The following is a 14,611-nucleotide window of genomic DNA, read 5'->3' as shown; positions in this document are numbered from 1 at the left end:
TGATGGGCATTTTCTCTATTGCCAACCAGCATATCCGCTTTGCGGTAAAACTGGCGTGCGCGATTGTACTGGCGCTGTTCGTTGGCTTTCACTTCCAACTTGAGACCCCGCGCTGGGCAGTGCTGACCGCCGCCATTGTGGCGGCTGGCCCGGCCTTTGCCGCTGGCGGAGAGCCCTATTCTGGTGCTATACGCTATCGCGGCATGCTGCGTATTGTCGGGACATTTATCGGCTGTATTGCTGCACTGATCATTATCATCAGCATGATCCGCGCCCCGTTATTGATGATCCTGGTGTGTTGTATCTGGGCCGGTTTTTGTACCTGGATCTCGTCGCTTGTGAAGATCGAAAACTCCTATGCCTGGGGACTTTCGGGCTATACGGCGCTGATCATCGTCATTACCATCCAGGCTGAACCGCTGCTGACGCCGCAATTTGCGCTCGAACGCTGTAGTGAAATAGTGATGGGGATTGTCTGTGCTATTGTGGCCGATCTGCTCTTTTCGCCCCGTTCGGTGAAACAGGAGATTGATGTCGAACTGGACAGCCTGCTGGTGGCGCAGTATCAGCTTATGCAGCTGTGCATTAAGCATGGTGACAGTGAAGAAGTGGACAAAGCCTGGGGCGATTTAGTCCGGCGTACGGCGGCACTGGAAGGCATGCGAAGTAACCTGAATATGGAGTCCTCACGCTGGGGGCGGGCTAACCGCAGACTCAAAGCATTGAACACGCTGTCACTCACGCTCATCACGCAGTCCTGCGAAACCTATCTTATTCAGAACACTCGACCCGAACTGATCACTGATACCTTCCGCGAGTTGTTCAATATGCCGGTTGAAACGGTGCAGGATGTTCATAAACAGTTGAAGCGGATGCGGCGGGTGATTGCCTGGACCGGCGAACGCGAAACGCCGATCACGATATATAGTTGGGCAGGCGCCGCGACGCGCTACCTGTTGCTCAAACGCGGTGTAGTGAGTAATACCAAAATTAGCGCCACGGAAGAAGAGATCCTGCAAGGTGAGCCAGTAGTGAAGGTGGAGTCTGCCGAGCGCCATCATGCGATGATCAACTTCTGGCGCACCACGCTTTCTTGTGTGCTGGGAACTTTATTCTGGCTGTGGACCGGATGGACCTCCGGCAGCGGCGCAATGGTGATGATTGCGGTTGTCACTTCGCTGGCAATGCGTTTGCCCAACCCGCGCATGGTGGCGATAGACTTTATTTACGGTACGTTGGCGGCGTTACCGCTCGGGGCGCTCTATTTCCTGGTGATTATCCCCAATACGCAACAAAGCATGTTGTTACTGTGCCTGAGCCTGGCGGTGCTGGGGTTCTTTCTGGGTATAGAGGTACAGAAACGACGGCTGGGATCAATGGGGGCGCTGGCCAGCACTATTAATATCATCGTGCTGGATAACCCGATGACCTTCCACTTTAGCCAGTTCCTTGACAGTGCGCTGGGGCAGATTGTTGGCTGCGTGCTGGCATTTATCGTCATTCTGTTGGTGCGCGATAACTCTCGTGACAGAACGGGTCGCGTGTTGCTCAACCAGTTTGTTTCGGCGGCGGTTTCAGCGATGACCACCAACGTGGTACGTCGTAAAGAAAACCATCTCCCGGCGCTTTATCAGCAGCTGTTTTTGCTGATGAACAAATTTCCCGGCGACCTGGCGAAGTTTCGCCTGGCGCTGACGATGATCATTGCGCATCAGCGCCTGCGCGATGCGCCGATACCGGTAAACGAGGATCTATCCACGTTCCATCGCCAGCTTCGTCGCACTGCGGATCACGTGATTTCCGCAGGAAACGACGACAAGCGCCGACGCTACTTTAGCCAGTTGCTGGAAGAGCTTGAGATTTATCAGGAGAAATTAATCATCTGGCAAGCGCCACCGCAGGTGACCGAGCCGGTAAAACGACTTAGCGGGATGCTGCACAAATACCAGCATGCGCTAACCAGTAATTAAGAGTTGGAAACCGACGCTAAAGGCGTCGGTTTTTTTATGGCTATACTTACCTGAAAATGCAGGAGGTTCCTGCATATTGATGGTCTGTAGAGTGACTGGCGTCGGGATGGTGGCTATAGATGAACATCTATACATTTGATTTTGACGAGATAGAAGACCAGGGGGATTTCTACCGTGAGTTTACGCGCGCGTTCGGTCTCGCCCGGGAAAAGGTGGTTGATTTAGATTCTCTGTGGGAGGTGGTTATCGGGGACGTTTTACCGCTGCCGCTGGAGATTGAATTTGTTCATTTGCCGGACAAGCTACGCAGGCGATACGGCGCGCTGATTTTACTGTTCGATGAAGCGGAAGAAGAGCTGGAAGGACAGCTGCGCTTTAACGTTCGTCACTCAATGTAAGGCATAAAAAAGCCCCCGGCAGGCGGGGGCAAGTCGTCGGACTAGACGACGAGGGTTTATTTGTAGAGTTCTGCAGTCGCGTGCCAGTGAGCGCCTTCACGGAGTTCGGTGACGCGATAGCTGCTGGCACCCGCTTTTTCAGCTTTAGCGGCGATGGCCTGACGCATGTCCATTGGTGAGCTACCGATCTGAGATACGGAGATGCTGCCCATGGATTGCAGGTTCTGTGCTTCTTGTGAGTTCACCTGAGTCACTGCGGCGCTTGCACCGAAAGAGAGAACAGAAAGAAGGCTTAAGGTTGCAATAGTTGTTTTGATTTTCATGATATTTACCTCGTCGAATTCTTTTATTGGGGTCTGCGTTTCGTGACCCTCATCACAAAATCAAGTATACACTAATCACTCGATAAATTAATACCACGCTAATTGTTTCCATGGGGATTAAGTATTAAGAAAAATATTTTTTATAACCAAACAGAATTAAAAATAGGGTTTTAAACATCAATTTTATAATAAATTCAATTAAATCATTGAGATATGAATTTTTGCAAAATGTGCGTTTTTAACTCTTCATATTCGCTATGTGAATGACTTTTGACGGTTAAACGCACCATTTGTTAAATCAATGACAGTGGATAATAGAGGGAGGAGGGTGGATACAGAGGTTTTTCCCCCGCCGCGAGGCGACGGGGAGGAAGTATTACAGCTCTTGTTCAAACAGTTCCAGAATGGCTTCGTACAAATCTTTTACCGTAAAACCCTTAGCTGGGGTGGTGAAGATGGTATCGTCACCGGCAATTGTACCCAGAATACCTTCCGCTTTACCTAATGAGTCCAGCAGACGTGCAATCAACTGAGCAGCACCAGGGCTGGTATGAATAACCACAACTGCATCGTTGTAATCGATATCCAATACCAGATTTTTCAGTGGACTGGATGTTGTAGGTACCCCTAACTCTGCCGGCAGGCAGTACACCATTTCCATTTTCGCATTGCGGGTACGCACGGCGCCGAACTTGGTCAGCATGCGAGAAACCTTGGACTGATTGATATTATCAAAGCCCTGATCCTGCAACGCGAGGACGATTTCGCCCTGAGAGCTGAACTTTTCTTCTTTAAGCAGCGCTTTAAATGCCTTTACTAATTCTTCTTGTTTTGCCGAGCTTCGCATAAGTCACCCGTAATATGGCGGTAGAAACAACATTATTGTGCATACAGATGAATTTTTATGCAAACAGTCTGCCTTGTTCAAGGCTGAAATAATGTTATGAAAGAGCGGAATTTTATCAAATTTCGTTATCAAGAAACATGCCTGTGTCACGGCTCGCAAATAAGGTTAAAAGTAAATTAAATGTTATCAAATTGATGTTGTTTTGAGAGGTGGGTAGGGTATATTGTCAGCACCTGTTGGAAAGTTGCTCTACTGTGCGGGTGGTTTTGAATTACGTAACTTAGGTTTTATTTTACGTAAGTTAAATGCATAAAAGCCAAATTTGCGTGACTACGCATTCTTGACGCGTGGTTGTTGTATTCGTTGGATTTGTGAATTAAGGTCGCCGCCGCGGAGCAATAGACACTTTGCTTATCAATATAATAAGGAGTTTAGGATGAAAGTTGCAGTCCTCGGCGCTGCTGGTGGTATCGGTCAGGCGCTAGCATTACTGTTAAAAACCCAACTGCCTTCAGGTTCAGAACTCTCTCTGTACGACATCGCTCCAGTAACGCCTGGCGTGGCCGTTGATTTGAGCCATATCCCTACTGCTGTGAAAATCAAAGGCTTCAGCGGCGAAGACGCTACCCCTGCACTGGAAGGTGCTGATGTGGTACTGATCTCTGCGGGTGTCGCACGTAAACCGGGTATGGATCGTTCCGACCTGTTCAACGTTAACGCCGGTATCGTGAAGAACCTGGTGCAGCAGGTTGCTAAAACCTGCCCGAAAGCATGTATCGGTATCATCACCAACCCGGTGAACACGACCGTTGCTATCGCTGCAGAAGTGCTGAAAAAAGCAGGCGTATACGATAAGAACAAACTGTTTGGCGTGACCACGCTGGACATCATCCGCTCCAACACCTTTGTTGCGGAACTGAAAGGCAAGCAGCCTGGTGACGTTGAAGTCCCGGTTATTGGCGGCCACTCTGGCGTGACCATTCTCCCGCTGCTGTCACAAATCCCTGGCGTGAGCTTCACTGAGCAAGAAGCGGCTGACCTGACCAAACGTATCCAGAATGCGGGTACTGAAGTTGTGGAAGCTAAAGCCGGTGGCGGATCTGCAACCCTGTCTATGGGTCAGGCTGCAGCACGTTTCGGCCTGTCACTGGTTCGCGCGCTGAGCGGCGAAAAAGGCGTGGTTGAATGTGCTTACGTTGAAGGCGACGGCCAGTATGCTCGCTTCTTCTCTCAGCCGCTGCTGTTGGGTAAAAACGGCGTAGAAGAACGCCAGTCTATCGGCAAGCTGAGCGCATTTGAGCAGAGCTCACTGGAAGGTATGCTGGATACGCTGAAGAAAGATATCACCCTGGGTGAAGAGTTCGTTAAATAACGCCTTTATGTAGGCCGGATGGCGGTGTTTAGCACTTTATCCGTCCTACAAATATCGCGAATTTGACGCATAAAAAAACCGGAGCTATCTCCGGTTTTTTTACATCATTTCGTTTGTGATTTAGTTTGTAGCCGGGTATTCCTGAATCGTTACCTGCAGCGTCAACTGCTTGTCATCACGCATCACGACAACTGAGATAACCGAACCAGGGCGAATCTCTGCCACCTGGTCCATGGTCTCCAGCGCAGATACCGCCGGTTTGTTATTGACCGAAATAATCAGATCGTTAACCTGAATTCCTGCCTGCGCTGCCGGACCGTCTGGGGCCACTTCGTTAACTACAATCCCCTGAATTTGATCCATCCCGCCGCCCTGGGCGTGCAGTGGCGCAATTTCGCGACCGCTGATGCCGATGTAGCCACGAATCACGCGTCCGTCACGAATCAGCTTATCCATGATTTTGGTTGCCAACTGAAACGGAATAGCAAAGCCGATCCCTTCCGGGGTTTCGCCATCGTTGCTCTTATCAAATGACAGCGTGTTAATACCCATTAACTCGCCCAGCGAGTTGACCAACGCGCCGCCGGAGTTGCCGTGGTTGATGGAGGCATCCGTTTGCAGGAAGTTTTGCCGTCCAGTCGGGTTCAGGCCAATACGACCGGTGGCGCTGATAATCCCCTGAGTGATGGTTTGCCCAAGGTTGTACGGGTTACCAATGGCGAGGACGACATCGCCGATGTGCGGCACGCGTTTGTTATTAATTGGAATTGTCGGCAGTCCGCCAGTCGCGTTGATTTTCAGCACCGCAAGATCGGTTAACGTATCAGAACCCACAAGCAGCGCTTCGAATACACGCCCATCCTGCAACGCGACGATGATTTGGTCGGCATCATTAATGACGTGCTTATTGGTAATGATATAGCCGCGCTGATCCATGATAACGCCTGAGCCGAGTGTGCGGATCTCAAGCTGGTTATGCGCTGTGCTGTTCATACTACGGTTATAAACGTTAACGACGGCAGGCGCTGCACGGCGAACCGCCGGGTTATAGCTGGCGGGCGTTTCATCTGCACTGTCGAACTGTGGCGCGGTAAGCGTATTTATTTTTCGCAGAGAGGGCATCGCGGCCAGCAGAATAGCGCCGACGATTAAACCAATCGCGACCGAACGTAAAAGCTTCACAAACATGATGGCGGCGTCATTAATAAAGGGAACGGCAGCAGCATATCACGAGTTTACCGGACATCACACGGGGGGCTGATGTCCGGTTGCATGCGTTAACGCAGGAGCAGGTAAATACTCTCGTTACCACGCACTACCTGCAGAGCAATGATCGACGGTTTCGTTTCCAGCACTTTACGCATTTCGGCGATCGAGTTTACACGATCGCGGTTAACGCCAATGATAACGTCATCTTTATGCAGACCGGCCTGCGCGGCTGGGCTACTTTTTTCAACGTTATCAATTTTGATGCCTTTGGTGCCGTCTTTAAGCTGACCGTCACTGAGCGTAGCCCCTTGCAACGCAGGAGCAATCATCTCCGCGCTGGCGGACGATGATGTACTGGTATCCAGGGTTACTTCAACCTCCAGCGGTTTACCGTTACGCAGCAGGCCCAGTTTGACTTTAGTCCCTGGTTCGGTTGTCGCTATGCGTGAACGCAGTTCGGCGAAGCTGTTGAGCGGTTTGCCGTTGAGGCTGGTAATGACGTCACCAGACTTCACACCTGCTTTTGCGGAGCCAGAGTTAGGCAGAACCTCGCTGACAAACGCGCCGCGCTGCACGTCCAGTTTGAACGCTTTGGCGATATCGGCGGTCATTTCGGTGCCTTTAATTCCCAGCAGACCACGTTTGATTTCACCAAACTGCATCAGTTGCTGCGCCAGCGTGCGTGCCATATTGCTCGGGATCGCAAAACCAATACCGATGCTACCGCCGCCGGGGGCCAGAATCGCGGTGTTAATGCCAATCAGCTCACCATTGAGGTTTAGCAACGCGCCGCCGGAGTTACCCCGGTTGATGGAGGCATCGGTCTGAATAAAGTTTTCCAGACCTTCCAGGTTCAACCCGCTGCGACCCAAAGCCGATACGATGCCGGAGGTGGCCGTTTGCCCCAAACCAAACGGGTTACCCACGGCCACCGCGAAATCACCGACGCGGAGTTTGTCGGAGTCGGCAATGGCAATTTGCGTCAGGTTGCTGGGGTGTTGAATTTGCAGCAGAGCGATATCGCTCTGGTCGTCGCTGCCGATAAGCTTAGCGTCGAACTCACGGCCATCGTTAAGCTGGACGCTGATTTTTTGCGCCTGGTTGATGACGTGATTATTGGTCAGGACGTAGCCTTTGGCGGCATCAATGATGACCCCGGAACCCAGCCCTTCAAAAGGTTGTGCAGGTTGATCGGGAAGTTCATCACCAAAAAACTTTTTGAACTCTTCCGGGACTTTCTGCCCCTGAGCGGCGGTGCCTTCGACCCTTACGCTCACCACGGCAGGTAACACTTTCTCCAGCATCGGTGCGAGGCTGGGGAGCGCAGCCTGACCGGGAACCTGGCCGGGAATCGACGCTGCGGCTGGGAATGGCGCCGAGAGAGTTAACCCGACACTTAACGCTAATGCACTCAACAGCTGGGTGTGTTTTTTCATGGATCCTGCTCTCGTACCTTGAGTAAACGGAAGATGATTCAAAACAGTTTGATGTTATTGAATTTTCGGTTTGGTCACAATGAGGCTAACGACTAAATAATAGCTGGGACAGGAAGAGAAGCGGAGGGCGCAATTGCTGCGCCCAATAAATTTCTTAACGATGTGCAGTTAGTCGCGCTTTGCGCCACTACGCAGCAGGCCAGATGCGCCTTCAGAATAGTCACGCGGCATCTGAACCGGCGCCTGATCGTTACCCGCTTCGGACTCTGCCAGACGATTACGGAACGGATTATTTTCCGGTGACATACCCGGCAGCAGGTTGCTGGAGCTTTTCGCCATATGCTGGTAGATCTGACGATAATCATCCGCCATGTTATCCAGCAGTTCAGCGCTGCGGGCAAAGTGGCTCACCAGCTCTTCACGGTACTCTTCCAGCTCAGCTTTATTTTTTTCCAGTTCGTACTGCAATGCCTGCTGTTGGCGTAATTTACGATTACCAAAACGCATGGCTACAGCACCAATAATGATACCGACGACTAACCCAATTAGCGCATATTCCCAGGTCATGAACATCTCCCGTTGTCTTGTGTTTCCGTAGGGTGTTGGCTTTAGGCTCCATGCCTGCGCCTGATTATGCCACTATAACCGCTAATCCCGTAGAAGTGGAATCCCGTGTTTATATCACGTAATGTAGAACGGCCTTTTTTTCGTCAACCGTGAGCGACGGCACATCGATTCTCAAGGAATAACAATAACATCATGCAAAGCCTTTCCCCGACATCGCGTTACCAGCAAGCCCTCAAAGACGGCAGTCATCAGCCCGACAACGTACAACAAGAAGCAGTGAATCGACTGGAAACAATTTTCCAGGCGCTTTCGACGCCAGCACGTCCTGCGCCGCAGGAGAGCGGACTGATGGCGCGTTTTGGCAAATTGCTGGGAAAGCGTGAGTCACCGACCAACGCGCCGGTGCGTGGTCTGTATATGTGGGGCGGAGTCGGGCGAGGAAAAACGTGGCTGATGGATCTGTTCTTCCATAGCCTGCCGGGCGGGCGTAAACAGCGTTTGCACTTTCACCGTTTTATGCTGCGCGTCCATGAAGAGCTTACGGCCCTGCAGGGGCAGAGCGATCCGCTGGAAATCATTGCCGACCGCTTTAAGGCCGAAACGGACGTGCTGTGCTTTGACGAATTTTTTGTTTCTGACATCACCGACGCCATGCTGCTCGGCGGTCTGATGAAGGCGCTGTTTGCCCGTGGTATTACGCTGGTGGCAACCTCCAATATTCCGCCTGATGAGCTGTATCGCAACGGTTTGCAACGCACGCGTTTTCTTCCTGCCATTGATGCCATCAAACAGCATTGTGACATCATGAATGTCGATGCTGGCGTCGATTATCGTCTGCGCACCTTAACGCAGGCGCATTTGTGGTTGTCGCCACTGAATGAGGAAACCCGCCAGCAGATGGACAAGCTCTGGCTGGCATTAGCGGGAACGAAAAGTGAACATGCGCCGACGTTGGAGATCAATCATCGTCCGATGCAGACGCTGGCCGTCGAAAACCAAACGCTGGCGGTGTCGTTCACCACGCTCTGTGTCGATGCGCGTAGTCAGCATGACTACATTGCGCTATCGCGTCTGTTTCATACGGTGCTGTTGTCTGATGTGCCGGTCATGACGACGCTGATGGAGAGCGAAGCGCGGCGTTTTATCGCACTGGTGGATGAGTTCTACGAACGCCACGTTAAGCTAGTGGTCAGTGCGGCCTCACCACTTTATGAAATTTATCAGGGCGAGCGTCTGAAGTTTGAATTTCAGCGTTGTTTGTCGCGTTTGCAGGAGATGCAAAGCGAAGAGTATCTGAAGCGGGAACATTTAGCCGGTTAAACCTGCTGCAAATCACATAAAGGGGTCGATCTTTGACCCTGACTTCTCTATAATCTTGCGACCCCACGTTACGAGAGAGTTTTTTTCCCAAAACTTTCTATGCGCCGGCATAGGCTATTCGAAGGGGTAGGTTTGCTGGACAATGTCGTGTGAACCTCAACTGACAAAACGTTTGGGTGTTCACCAACGTGTAACTTATTTATTTGGGTAAGCTTTTAATGAAAACTTTTACAGCTAAACCAGAAACCGTAAAACGCGACTGGTATGTTGTTGACGCGACCGGTAAAACTCTGGGCCGTCTGGCTTCCGAACTGGCTCTGCGCCTGCGCGGTAAGCACAAAGCGGAATATACTCCGCACGTAGATACCGGTGATTACATCATCGTTCTGAACGCTGACAAAGTTGCTGTAACTGGCAACAAGCGTACTGACAAAGTGTACTATCACCACACCGGTCACATCGGCGGTATCAAACAAGCGACCTTTGAAGAGATGATTGCTCGCCGTCCTGAGCGTGTGCTTGAAATCGCGGTTAAAGGCATGCTGCCAAAAGGCCCGCTGGGTCGTGCTATGTTCCGTAAACTGAAAGTTTACGCTGGCAACGAGCACAACCACGCGGCACAGCAACCGCAAGTTCTTGACATCTAATCGGGATTATAGGCAATGGCTGAAAATCAATACTACGGCACTGGTCGCCGCAAAAGTTCCGCAGCTCGCGTTTTCATCAAACCGGGCAGTGGTAAAATCGTAATCAACCAACGTTCTCTGGAACAGTACTTCGGTCGTGAAACTGCCCGCATGGTAGTTCGTCAGCCGCTGGAACTGGTCGACATGGTTGAGAAACTGGATCTGTACATCACTGTTAAAGGTGGTGGTATCTCTGGTCAGGCTGGTGCGATCCGTCACGGTATCACCCGCGCTCTGATGGAGTACGACGAATCCCTGCGTGGCGAACTGCGTAAAGCTGGCTTCGTTACCCGTGATGCTCGTCAGGTTGAACGTAAGAAAGTCGGTCTGCGTAAAGCACGTCGTCGTCCTCAGTTCTCCAAACGTTAATTGTACTCTGCTTCGGCAGACGACAATTTGCGAAAAAACCCGCTTCGGCGGGTTTTTTTATCGTTACTGCTCTCCGTATAACCACGGTAATCCGCTGATTGCCACCTCTTTTTCCCCATTTCAAGAATCGACTCACCACAAAGGTCACAAAATCTGGTAAACTATCATCCAATTTTCTGCCCAAATGTCCGGTATCGTTCATTTTTTGTTTGTATTTTGAACAGTAATGGCTTTCCCGAATATGGGTGACATCACTTCTGGCTGGCCACTTAGTGGCTGGTAGCAGTAAAAATTCTGAATATACCTGGAGGTTTTCATGGCTGTCGCTGCCAACAAACGTTCGGTAATGACGCTGTTTTCTGGTCCTACTGACATCTATAGCCATCAGGTCCGCATTGTGCTGGCTGAGAAAGGTGTTAGTTTCGAGATTGAGCATGTGGAGAAGGACAATCCACCGCAGGATCTGATCGACCTCAACCCGAATCAGAGCGTACCGACACTGGTGGATCGTGAGCTGACCCTGTGGGAATCTCGCATCATTATGGAATACCTGGATGAGCGCTTCCCGCATCCGCCGCTGATGCCGGTTTACCCGGTTGCGCGTGGTGAAAGCCGCCTGTACATGCAGCGTATTGAAAAAGACTGGTACACGCTGATGAACGTCATCGTGAACGGTTCTGCTTCTGAAGCCGAAGTCGCGCGTAAGCGTCTGCGCGAAGAACTGCTGGCAATTGCACCAGTATTTGGCCAGAAACCTTACTTCCTGAGCGACGAGTTCAGCCTGGTAGACTGCTACCTGGCGCCGCTGCTGTGGCGTTTACCGCAGCTGGGCATTGAATTCAACGGTGCAGGTTCGAAAGAACTGAAAGGGTACATGACTCGCGTCTTTGAACGTGATTCTTTCCTGGCTTCTCTGACTGAGCCTGAACGTGAAATGCGTCTGGGCCGGGGTTAACCTGTATGGATTTGCCACAGCTAACACCACGCCGTCCGTATCTGCTGCGCGCATTCTATGAGTGGTTGTTAGACAACCAGCTTACGCCGCACCTGGTGGTGGATGTGACGCTTCAGGACGTGCAGGTTCCTATGGAATATGCGCGTGATGGGCAAATTGTTCTGAATATCGCACCGCGTGCGGTGGGTAACCTGGAACTGGCTAACGATGAAGTGCGCTTTAACGCGCGCTTCGGTGGTGTGCCGCGTCAGGTTTCTGTACCGCTGGCGGCGGTTCTGGCAATTTATGCTCGTGAAAATGGCGCCGGTACTATGTTCGAGCCGGAAGCCGCCTACGACGAAGATGTCGCCAGCTTAAATGATGACGACAACGACGCACCTGGTTTTGAGAGTGAAACGGTCATGTCGGTCATTGATGGCGATAAGCCTGACAATGGCGAGGACAACGATCCGGATGACACTCCGCCGCCGCCTCGCGGTGGGCGTCCAGCGCTACGCGTAGTGAAATAAAAAAACAGGCCCTTTGGGGCCTGTTCTGTTTTCTGCCTTCGGGATCAGTAAAACAGCGTGATGGTGGCTATCATATTGACCACAAATCCCACCGCCATCGGAATGGCCGTACGTTTTACCACCTCAAAGGGCGATACGCCCGCAATACCTGATGTCACCACAATGACCGCTGTAATGGGGGATACCGCCCGGGCCAGCGTAGTAGCAAAATGCATCGGCATAATCATCACTACCGCAGGAATATGTAGTCCGGCGGCTATATCTGGAATCAGGCTGGCAAAAGACATAAACGGCGCGTTACCTGACCCCATGACAATCGCACAGGCGGCAATGACCACGGCCATGATGATCATCACGCCGATACCGCCAAGGCCGGAATGCTCTGCACCTTTTATTACAGCGTCGACAGTCCCAATAGTCGTCAACCCTTTCGCAAAGATCTCACCGGCGACCACCAGCGTGACAACGTTGGCAAACTGGGTTCCCATGCCGTCAAAGAAGGCCTGCACGTCATCCATCGTTTCGCGCAGATTATGTTTATGCAGGAACTCGACAAACATCGTCAGCGTCATGCTCATCAGCATGACCACCACCAGATTCAGCTCTGTTTTCATTAACCCCATATGTGCCAGGGCAAGCGAGCCCAACATCAGAAGCAACGGCATGACGGGTAGAATGGCGTAATAGAGAGGTGGCACGTTTTCCAGCGTCTTTTGTTCAGCGAATCCGTAGCTTTCCGGGAATGCTTTTTTATCAAACTGCCGCTGAACGAAAAAATGTGCAATAGCGACGGCGACGATAACACACGATGCGACGGGTAACTGATAGTGAAAGAAGTAGGTAGCGATTTTCATGCCCGCCACCTGCGCGGCAAAAATAGAGTTGGTTTCCAGAATGCCCCATTCAATTGACATTGAAGTGGCAATGACCGCCACCGCGGATAAACGGCTCACGCCAAGACTGACCAGCGTCGGGAACAGCGTCACCATCAGCAGCATGCCTAACCCGGAAGCGCTGGTGATGAACTGCGCCATGATCTGACCAATCACATAGGTGGCGGCAAGAACAACATAGGGTGAGCGGATTAGCTTAAGCGGGCGGCTTAACAGGCTAACCATCGCTCTGCTGGCCCCCATCCTGTCCATATAACGGGCATACCCACCTACCGCCATGATTGATAACCCTAGTCCGGCCGCCCGATTGGAAAGCATACGCAGAATTTCGTTGTAAATATCGACCAGTAGATAGCCGCTGCTCTTGTCGTTAGCGACCAGCGCGCCGTAGCCTAGCCAGACGCCGCAGATCATCAGGAAGATCCCCGCGGCTGCCAGCACTACCTGCGGTTTGTAGTTTTTGAGGATCAGGTAACCCATCGTTAATAAAACGATGACAGAGATAATGATGCCGAACATTGTTTCACTCCATGCCAGAGAAGAAGATAAATCCGGTAATAACGCTGTTGTCCAAACGGATGTTATATTTTTTCGGGCGATTTTTATGGAGTGAATATCTTATTTTTAATTCGATGTTTAAATTATTTATCGTTATAAAATAGATGGTTATGATAATTTATCACGTTCATATTCATAAATTTCACGAAGCGAATATGATTGTTTTCAATTAAAGATAAGCTGAATGTTTTAGCGTAACAAAATATCCGGATGCGTTAGACCACCAATAAGCCCGACAGTCTGATTGACCATCATTTCACCCTGCTTTCGATCCTGTGTTAGGATAAACCCGCTGTTATTTGTCACCACGACTTAGCTGAATGGGCCCTATGAACGCATTTGATTCGCAAGCTGAAGACTCTCCATCCACCATTGGCCGTAGCTTACGCAACCGCCCGCTGGCGCGTAAAAAGCTGTCTGAAATGGTTGAAGAAGAACTGGAGCAGATGATTCGTCGTCGGGAATTTGGCGAGGGCGAACAGTTGCCGTCTGAGCGGGAGCTGATGGCCTTCTTTAACGTGGGCCGTCCTTCTGTACGAGAAGCGCTGGCAGCGTTAAAACGCAAAGGTCTGGTGCAAATCAACAATGGCGAGCGCGCCCGCGTTTCGCGTCCTTCAGCTGATACCATTATCAGCGAGCTGTCCGGTATGGCGAAAGATTTCCTCGCGCATCCCGGCGGCATTGCCCACTTCGAACAGTTGCGACTGTTCTTTGAATCCAGCCTGGTACGATACGCCGCAGAACATGCGACGGATGAGCAAATCGACAGACTGGCGAAAGCACTGGAGATCAACAGCCAGTCGCTCGATGACAATACGCTGTTCATTCGCTCGGACGTTGATTTTCATCGCATACTGGCGGAGATCCCGGGCAATCCCATCTTTATGGCTATCCATGTTGCGCTGTTAGACTGGCTAATTGCCGCCCGTCCGACCGTAGCCGACCAAGAGTTGTATGAGCACAATAACGTGAGTTATCAGCAGCATATCGCTATTGTCGACGCGATTCGTCAGCGCGACCCTGAGGAAGCTGACCGCGCACTGCAAGAACATCTCAACAGCGTTTCCGCTACCTGGCACGCCTTTAGCAAAAGTAAAAAATTGCGTAAGTAATCGCGATCCTGACGATCGTTTAGTGAGGCAGATCGCACTATAAGCGTTCTGTATTGTATTGCTGCTTATTTGATCTGGTATAACAGG

At 51.2% G+C, this 14,611-nt stretch carries 15 protein-coding genes; 9 read left to right on the top strand and 6 right to left on the bottom strand.

What is annotated here, in order from left to right:
* The first annotated feature begins 2 nt into the window (after positions 1-2).
* Both aaeB and ABIE10_RS17570 read left to right on the top strand, forming a co-directional pair.
* The gene (gene aaeB, locus ABIE10_RS17575) at positions 3-1,970 is read left to right on the top strand and encodes a p-hydroxybenzoic acid efflux pump subunit AaeB (RefSeq protein ID WP_429156426.1); all 1,968 of its coding nucleotides are present in this window, start codon (positions 3-5) and stop codon (positions 1,968-1,970) included.
* 119 nt (positions 1,971-2,089) lie between these two features.
* The gene (locus tag ABIE10_RS17570; protein ID WP_016154709.1) at positions 2,090-2,368 is read left to right on the top strand and encodes a barstar family protein; all 279 of its coding nucleotides are present in this window, start codon (positions 2,090-2,092) and stop codon (positions 2,366-2,368) included.
* A gap of 56 nt (positions 2,369-2,424) precedes the next feature.
* Here the strand turns inward: ABIE10_RS17570 and yhcN are convergent, their stop codons facing one another.
* A complete protein-coding gene (gene yhcN / locus ABIE10_RS17565; protein WP_003025165.1) occupies positions 2,425-2,691 on the bottom strand; it encodes a peroxide/acid stress response protein YhcN in 267 nt (88 codons plus the stop codon).
* Between the two features lie 376 nt (positions 2,692-3,067).
* Positions 3,068-3,538: a transcriptional regulator ArgR gene (argR, locus tag ABIE10_RS17560; protein WP_003025162.1), complete on the bottom strand. Its 471-nt coding sequence runs from the start codon at positions 3,536-3,538 to the stop codon at positions 3,068-3,070.
* 436 nt (positions 3,539-3,974) lie between these two features.
* Between argR and mdh the strand changes: the two genes are divergently transcribed.
* The gene (gene mdh, locus ABIE10_RS17555) at positions 3,975-4,910 is read left to right on the top strand and encodes a malate dehydrogenase (RefSeq protein ID WP_008785953.1); all 936 of its coding nucleotides are present in this window, start codon (positions 3,975-3,977) and stop codon (positions 4,908-4,910) included.
* Between the two features lie 120 nt (positions 4,911-5,030).
* Here mdh and degS read toward each other — a convergent pair whose 3' ends face one another.
* The 3 genes from degS to zapG form a co-directional block, all read right to left on the bottom strand.
* On the bottom strand, positions 5,031-6,098 hold the full coding sequence (degS, locus tag ABIE10_RS17550) for an outer membrane-stress sensor serine endopeptidase DegS (protein WP_003025154.1): 1,068 nt from the start codon (positions 6,096-6,098) through the stop codon (positions 5,031-5,033).
* 89 nt (positions 6,099-6,187) lie between these two features.
* Positions 6,188-7,555 (bottom strand): serine endoprotease DegQ, encoded by a 1,368-nt coding sequence (gene degQ, locus ABIE10_RS17545; protein ID WP_016154708.1) that lies wholly within the window; start codon positions 7,553-7,555, stop codon positions 6,188-6,190.
* Positions 7,556-7,723: 168 nt separating this feature from the next.
* A complete protein-coding gene (gene zapG, locus ABIE10_RS17540) occupies positions 7,724-8,122 on the bottom strand; it encodes a Z-ring associated protein ZapG (protein ID WP_003025147.1) in 399 nt (132 codons plus the stop codon).
* Between the two features lie 192 nt (positions 8,123-8,314).
* Here zapG and zapE point away from each other — a divergent pair, with 192 nt between their 5' ends.
* The 5 genes from zapE to sspB all read left to right on the top strand — a co-directional run bounded on the left by zapE (position 8,315) and on the right by sspB (position 11,961).
* Positions 8,315-9,442, top strand: a complete 1,128-nt coding sequence (gene zapE / locus ABIE10_RS17535; protein WP_047358535.1) for a cell division protein ZapE — start codon at positions 8,315-8,317, stop codon at positions 9,440-9,442.
* A 218-nt stretch (positions 9,443-9,660) separates the two neighbouring features.
* A complete protein-coding gene (rplM, locus tag ABIE10_RS17530; protein WP_003025141.1) occupies positions 9,661-10,089 on the top strand; it encodes a 50S ribosomal protein L13 in 429 nt (142 codons plus the stop codon).
* 15 nt (positions 10,090-10,104) lie between these two features.
* Positions 10,105-10,497, top strand: coding sequence for a 30S ribosomal protein S9 (gene rpsI / locus ABIE10_RS17525; RefSeq protein WP_003025138.1), 393 nt, complete (start codon positions 10,105-10,107; stop codon positions 10,495-10,497).
* Between the two features lie 316 nt (positions 10,498-10,813).
* Positions 10,814-11,452 carry a stringent starvation protein SspA gene (gene sspA / locus ABIE10_RS17520; protein WP_003025132.1) on the top strand — a complete coding sequence of 213 codons (639 nt, stop codon included), beginning with the start codon at positions 10,814-10,816 and terminating at the stop codon, positions 11,450-11,452.
* Between the two features lie 5 nt (positions 11,453-11,457).
* Complete coding sequence (gene sspB, locus ABIE10_RS17515; protein ID WP_200052110.1) at positions 11,458-11,961, top strand: ClpXP protease specificity-enhancing factor; 504 nt, start codon at positions 11,458-11,460, stop codon at positions 11,959-11,961.
* 44 nt (positions 11,962-12,005) lie between these two features.
* On the opposite strand, the gene dcuC is transcribed toward sspB, so the two are convergent.
* Positions 12,006-13,373, bottom strand: coding sequence for an anaerobic C4-dicarboxylate transporter DcuC (gene dcuC, locus ABIE10_RS17510; protein WP_153689973.1), 1,368 nt, complete (start codon positions 13,371-13,373; stop codon positions 12,006-12,008).
* A 359-nt stretch (positions 13,374-13,732) separates the two neighbouring features.
* On the opposite strand from dcuC, the gene nanR reads away from it, so the two are divergent.
* Positions 13,733-14,524, top strand: coding sequence for a transcriptional regulator NanR (gene nanR, locus ABIE10_RS17505; protein WP_016154704.1), 792 nt, complete (start codon positions 13,733-13,735; stop codon positions 14,522-14,524).
* The last annotated feature ends 87 nt before the right edge of the window (positions 14,525-14,611 follow it).

The organism is Citrobacter sp. 506 (assembly GCF_050434985.1).
GTDB classification, from domain to species: Bacteria; Pseudomonadota; Gammaproteobacteria; order Enterobacterales; family Enterobacteriaceae; genus Citrobacter; species Citrobacter braakii.
Note: the sequence above shows the minus strand (reverse complement) of the source record. Positions and strands in the feature narration are given on the sequence as shown.